Raw genomic sequence first — 6264 nt, forward strand, 5'->3', positions numbered from 1 at the left:
GTAGATTAATAACGTACTGAAGTATTTAAACAACCTTTAATAAGCCTTAATATACGCTAATAACTTCTCATTAATTTTAATAACTTTAGGAATTTAAATGTCAGCTTCTCATTCATATATTATGCCTACCTATGCCCCTCAGCCCATCAGCTTTAAAAGAGGTAGTGGTAGCTGGTTATATACTGAAGATGGAACAGCATATCTAGATGCTTTAACAGGGATTGCTGTTTGCGGGTTGGGTCATTGCCATCCAAAAGTTACCGAAGCAATCACACTGCAAGCGTCAGAACTTGTCCATACCAGTAATTTATTTAGGATAGATTGGCAAGAGAAGGCTGCTGAATCCTTATGTACTGCTGCAGGAATGGATTCTGTATTTTTTTCCAATAGTGGTGCAGAAGCCAATGAAGCTGCATTAAAAATGGCCCGTTTATATGGTTATAAAAAAGGATATAAGAACCCTAAAGTTATTGTCATGGATAAAGCGTTTCATGGCCGTACATTACTCACGGTGTCAGCGACAGCCAATCCTAAAGCACGTGAAGGTTTTTTTACGTTAGATGCGAGTTTTATCCGAGTACCATTTGGGGACGCCGGTGCATTAAGAAAAGCCGCTAAAGATCATTCTGAAATCACTGCTGTACTACTAGAGCCTATACAGGGAGAAGGCGGACTAAATACTGCTAAAGATGGGTTTGCCTATCTAGATCAAGTTCAACAAATTTGCGATACAAATGAGTGGCTATACATACTTGATGAGATCCAAACCGGTAATGGACGCACAGGAAAGTATTTTGCATTCCAGCACAGTCAAGCGGTACCAGATGTATTAACGACTGCTAAAGGACTGGGCAATGGTTTTCCTGTAGGTGCGTGTATGGTGCAAGGACGTGCTAAAGACTTGTTCCAAGCTGGTAGCCATGGTTCAACCTATGGCGGCACGCCTCTTGGTAGTCGTATTGTATATACGGTATACGATCTATTAAGCCATTCAAATGTTATGGACAATGCTAGGACAGAGGGCGATTTTATTCAGCAAAGCTTATACAATAAGTTAAAATCATTAGGCGTGACTACCCGTGGTACTGGTATGATGATGGGCATAGTGTTACCAAGCCAAACAGACTGTAGTCTAGTTGTAGACTACGCTCGTGATACAGAAAACTTGATAATAAATGTTACTGGCGGTCATGTCGTCAGGCTGCTGCCACCATTAAATATTAGCCGCGAAGAAAGTGAGCAAATTGTTGAAAGACTTACTAGAGTCATTAAACATACAATAAATCCATGAGTCTATGAAAACGCTATTAGAATATCAACGCTAAGATTTATTAACGTCAAAATTCATCAATGCGAATTTATTTCAAGGAAATATAAATAGACTCTTCAAATTGGATTTAATAGGTTGATAATTGACGCAGGGAAAGTTTTAAAAGTTTTTGAGTACTATTTATGCTTTGACCCTCTTCAGTAGCGCGAGCGGATTTAATAGCAGCTTGCGCTTCTTTTTCGCGATATCCCAGACTAATCAATGCGGATTCTACCTCGGCCAGAACCATACCTTCATTAATTATACTAGCGTCATTTACTTTGTCGATATCTGTAAATAAACCATCATCGTTCGCTATATTATCAAATTTACCTTTAAGCTCAATCAATAGCCTTTGGGCAGTTTTCTTACCTATTCCAGGAACTTTAACCAGTGCGCTTTCGTTGTCAGATTCCACATTATATTTAAGCTCGCTAGCAGTCATGGTAGACATCATTGCTAAAGCCATTTTAGCGCCAACGCCATTGATGCGTATTAATTGTCTGAACACATCCCGCTCTGCCATTTTTATAAAACCATATAGCAACTGTGCATCTTCGCGAACGTGTAAATGCGTCCATAGTGCGACATCAGCATCTAACTGTAAATGACAAAAGTCAGGTAATGGTAACTCTATTTCATAGCCAACTCCTGATGCGGTCATAAGACATACTTGAGGGGCAGCGAGTTGACAAATTTTTCCTTCAATTAATCCAATCATTTAAAAGTTTATTCCGTATTTATTATAAGCTAAGTTTAAATGTTTATAACGAAGTTAACATAATCCTAAGTTTTAGAGAATTTTATTCTTATTGTGATTGTCGATATTTCTATGTTGCCTATATTTCTATGCTGCCTATATTTGTAGACTGACTATATTTCTAGACTGACTATATCTCTAAACTGCTTAATAATACCATCATGTATAAACCAAGCTCTAAATAGACTTGACTCTATATTGACATAACTTTATATAAAATCGTGTTAGTCCGAATGATTTTTATATAACTAAATCTTTAGTTAAGTGTTAAATTATTCGAAACCTTTATATAAAAATGAACGATATCAAGATTTATTAAACACTAAAAATCAATATAAATAAAAAAAGGATCCTAAAATTTCAGGACCCTTTTTATTATAAAGTATAATCGACCAATAGTTAAAAATTAAACATTGTTATGATTAGTACTGTTGGTTCTCATCCACTACTTCAACTTCATTATGTGTAGCTCCATCAACAGACTCTGCTACTGCAGTAGCACTGTTGCTAACACCATCAGCAACATTTGAAGCACCTTCGCTTATGGCTTCTCCAGCGTTGATGGCCGCGCCAGTTGCTACAGAGCCAGCTGTTTGAGCGGCATCACCCGCTTCAGCAACAGCACCTTCTGCGGCACTTGCAGTCTTATTAGCAGCATTAGCAATATCGTCGCCTGCACTTTCAGCAGCGGCTTCATGATTATCTTGATCAGCAGCTTCATCAGTTTGCTGGCTACAAGCAGTAAGAGCAAACGTACCAGCTACCATGCTAACAAGAAATAGGTTGCGTATTGACATAATTAATCCTTTGATAATAAATTCATTTAAACATTCGATTGCATTCTAAGTTTAATATATAAATTTTACAAGTACCAATTCGTAATCAAAAAGTTAGTGATTAATTGAATAAATCTGAATAAATCAAAATTAGCTTCTGATAAAATATTTATATGTGTATTAATCTGCATTTATGAGTCTGATTTATCATTTAAACAATCTGGTTCACTCATAGCAGTATAACTTATTCAAGAATCATTAGTTTTTGTATAATTTAGACAAATACTAACACTAATAAAATAATTCTAGAGACTATTGCTTTTTAAAGCAGCCACAGCTGGTAGTGTCTTACCTTCAACGAATTCTAAAAATGCGCCGCCCCCAGTAGACATATAACTTACATCATCCTCCACACCGAACTTATATATCGCGGATAAGGTATCTCCACCGCCAGCAATTGAAAAACCATTACTGTTTTTAACTGCTTCAGATAATAATCGAGTACCTTCTGCAAATGCGTCTACTTCAAATACGCCGACAGGTCCATTCCATAATATAGTTTTAGCTTTTTCGATTACTTTAAAGATATGATTTGCACAATCAGAAGAGATATCTAAGATCATTTCATCGTCATTTACTTCCGAAATATTACGGTTAAGCGGCGTTGCAGATTTTAAAGACCCTATAAAATCATCAAAATTAATCTCATTCTTATTGGCAACTACTACTTTTTTAGGTAATAAAATTTCAGTTTGATCCATAATATTTTGAGCGGTTTCGATCATATCAGCTTCATATAAAGAGGCGCCAACAGAGTGACCTTTAGCAGCAATAAAGGTATTAGCAATACCACCGCCCACAATTATTTGATCACATATTTCAGCCAAGCTTTTTAATACATCTAATTTAGTTGATACTTTTGAACCACCGACAATAGCTACTAAAGGTTTTTCAGGTTCATTAAGGGCTTTTTGCAAGGCATCCAATTCAGTAGCCAAAAGAGGCCCAGCACAAACGACTTTATTAGCTTTGGCAGCTTGTTGAATGACCCCTTCTGTCGACGCTTGTGCTCTATGTGCAGTACCAAATGCATCCATTACGAACACATCACATAGACTGGCGTATAGTTTAGACAAAGCCTCGTTATTACTTTTTTCACCCACATTAAAACGAACATTTTCAAGTAATTTGACTTCTCCAGGTTGAATGTGGACCTCTTGATCTAAATAATCCTTAACTAAGGTAACAGGTTGGTCTAATTTATCAGATAGGTATTCTGCAACCGGTTTTAACGAAAATTTGTCTTCGTAAACATCTTCTGTTGGACGGCCTAAATGTGAACATACGATAACCGCTGCACCTTTTTGAAGGGCTAGATTTATAGTGGGTAAACTCGATAGTAATCTGGCATCATTTGAAATGAGGCCGTCCCTTAAAGGCACGTTAAGATCTTCACGAATTAAAACAGTTTTACCTTCTAAATCTTGATTTTCCATACGGTTAAAAGTCATATTCTCGCCTACATGTATTGTTATAATAAGTGGATGGTTTGAGCTTAATTATTTTAAAGATTTTAACATATTTATAGGTAGCAATATAAAAGGATAAAGAGTTTTTCATATCAAAAGTATATTATCTCAAAGGTTAGCCAATTACGTTCTGTAAAAGATAAATATGCTATTGAGTGATATTCTTATGCGACAGTATTAAATATTTTACTAACAAAAATACCAATAATTATTTAATATTTAACAAGTTACTATTTTAAGGAGATTTTAAATGAGTATCGATTATGACAAAGTTAAACAACAGTTACTTAAGCTTGAAAAAGAATATCAAGATCGTATTGATAAGATTGAGGATCATATTCATAATCCGCAAGATGAACTGAATGAACATTGGGATGATCAAGCCATATCAATTCGAGAAAATGACATGCGCAAAAGCTTACTTGCTGAAGCGGAGCAAGGTATAATTGATGTGAAAAATGCTTTAAGTAGAATGGAAAATGGTACATATGGTGAATGTACTGTCTGCGGTGATGATATAGAACAAAAACGTCTTGAAGCTGTACCTTATGCGACATTGTGTATGGAACATGCTTCTTAAGTATTCAATATTATAAAAGATTATTAAAAAATATATATCAATAAATAAGAGTGCTGAAATCAGCACTCTTTTTATTATATATGAATCTATAATTTTTATAATTTATGCATCGGTAATCCTCCCAAAAAATAATAACACCTAAAAGTAGAAACTAACTGCTAAAATACTAGCAGGAGATTTCGACATGAAAAAATCAAGATTTACCGACACACAGATTGTTAACATACTCAAACAAGCAGAACAAGGCGTACCCGTCAGTGACATATTACGTGAACACAATATAAGTCAGAGCACCTTCTATAAATGGAGGAGCAAATACGGTGGTATGGATGCCTCACTCATTACCCGTCTTAAAGAATTAGAAGCTGAGAACGCTCGCTTAAAGAAGATGTACGCTGAAGAGCGTCTAAAATCAGACATCTTACAGGATGCCATGTCAAAAAAGTGGTAGCGCCGTCTAGGCGCAAAGAGCTTGCTGAGCATTACATCAAAGCCAGAGCCATTAGCGTACGCTTGGCCTGTCTGATCTTTAACATCAGCATAACCTGCTATTACTATCAGCCAAAGACAGCGGATGATAATGAGCAAATAGCCAAGCTGTTGATTAATCTGACAAACGACCATAAAAACTGGGGCTTTAAGCTATGCTTTCTATACTTAAGAAATGTACTCAGACTACCTTACAACCATAAGCGTGTTTATCGTATCTACCGTGAGCTTGAATTAAACTTAAGAATAAAGCCTAAACGCCGTATTAAGCGAGACAAACCACAAAAGCTTGCTGTACCAACTCATATCAATCAAAGCTGGAGCATGGACTTTATGCACGATGCTTTAACCGATGGTAGAGCCATTAGACTCTTTAACGTCATTGATGACTTTAATCGTGAAGCATTAACCATAGAGGTCGACTTCTCACTACCAGCTCAAAGAGTCATACGCAGTTTAAATCAGCTAATAGAATGCCGTGGCAAACCTGATCAAATCAGGTGTGATAATGGCCCTGAATATATCAGCAATGATTTAAAAGACTGGGCAACTGAGCAAGGTATTGTTATCGAATACATTGAGCCTGGCAATCCTCAGCAAAATGCTTATGTAGAGCGCTTTAATAAAACAGTTCGTTATGATTGGCTTAATCAGGAGTTGTTTAATAGTTTAGAGCAAGTGAGACAGCAGGCTGAGGCTTGGCTCAATCACTATAATAACGAGAGACCCAATATGGGTAATGGTGGCTTTACGCCGATTCAGAAACTTAATATGGCAGCTTAGTTCTACTTATTTAGTGTTTTAAATATGGGGGTATTTCC

6 protein-coding genes are annotated in these 6264 nt (G+C 36.4%); 3 read left to right on the forward strand and 3 right to left on the reverse strand.

Annotated features, from left to right (window positions below; genetic code table 11):
* Positions 1-97 precede the first annotated feature (97 nt).
* Positions 98-1291 carry an acetylornithine transaminase gene (locus tag AC2SLP_RS06495; protein ID WP_486535855.1) on the forward strand — a complete coding sequence of 398 codons (1194 nt, stop codon included), beginning with the start codon at positions 98-100 and terminating at the stop codon, positions 1289-1291.
* Positions 1292-1397: 106 nt separating this feature from the next.
* Here AC2SLP_RS06495 and ruvA read toward each other — a convergent pair whose 3' ends face one another.
* From ruvA to AC2SLP_RS06510, 3 genes are all read right to left on the reverse strand, one after another.
* Positions 1398-2030 (reverse strand): Holliday junction branch migration protein RuvA, encoded by a 633-nt coding sequence (ruvA, locus tag AC2SLP_RS06500; protein ID WP_486535856.1) that lies wholly within the window; start codon positions 2028-2030, stop codon positions 1398-1400.
* 461 nt (positions 2031-2491) lie between these two features.
* Positions 2492-2866, reverse strand: a complete 375-nt coding sequence (locus tag AC2SLP_RS06505) for a hypothetical protein (protein WP_486535857.1) — start codon at positions 2864-2866, stop codon at positions 2492-2494.
* Positions 2867-3150: 284 nt separating this feature from the next.
* Positions 3151-4356, reverse strand: coding sequence for a phosphoglycerate kinase (locus AC2SLP_RS06510; protein ID WP_486535858.1), 1206 nt, complete (start codon positions 4354-4356; stop codon positions 3151-3153).
* Positions 4357-4624: 268 nt separating this feature from the next.
* Between AC2SLP_RS06510 and AC2SLP_RS06515 the strand changes: the two genes are divergently transcribed.
* Together AC2SLP_RS06515 and AC2SLP_RS06520 are read left to right on the forward strand one after the other, a co-directional pair.
* Positions 4625-4954 (forward strand): TraR/DksA family transcriptional regulator, encoded by a 330-nt coding sequence (locus tag AC2SLP_RS06515; RefSeq protein ID WP_486535859.1) that lies wholly within the window; start codon positions 4625-4627, stop codon positions 4952-4954.
* A 184-nt stretch (positions 4955-5138) separates the two neighbouring features.
* A protein-coding gene (locus tag AC2SLP_RS06520) for an IS3 family transposase (RefSeq protein ID WP_486535860.1) occupies positions 5139-6226 on the forward strand; the annotation gives its coding sequence in 2 pieces (ribosomal slippage) (positions 5139-5391 and positions 5391-6226; 1089 coding nt in all).
* The last annotated feature ends 38 nt before the right edge of the window (positions 6227-6264 follow it).

The organism is Psychrobacter sp. CX21, assembly GCF_057396255.1.

Excerpts from the sequence above, each read along its gene's own strand:
- AC2SLP_RS06495 (WP_486535855.1), top strand. The coding sequence starts at position 98 with ATGTCAGCTTCTCATTCATATATTATGCCTACCTATGCCCCTCAGCCC.
- ruvA (WP_486535856.1), bottom strand. The coding sequence starts at position 2,030 with ATGATTGGATTAATTGAAGGAAAAATTTGTCAACTCGCTGCCCCTCAA.
- AC2SLP_RS06505 (WP_486535857.1), bottom strand. The coding sequence starts at position 2,866 with ATGTCAATACGCAACCTATTTCTTGTTAGCATGGTAGCTGGTACGTTT.
- AC2SLP_RS06510 (WP_486535858.1), bottom strand. The coding sequence starts at position 4,356 with ATGACTTTTAACCGTATGGAAAATCAAGATTTAGAAGGTAAAACTGTT.
- AC2SLP_RS06515 (WP_486535859.1), top strand. The coding sequence starts at position 4,625 with ATGAGTATCGATTATGACAAAGTTAAACAACAGTTACTTAAGCTTGAA.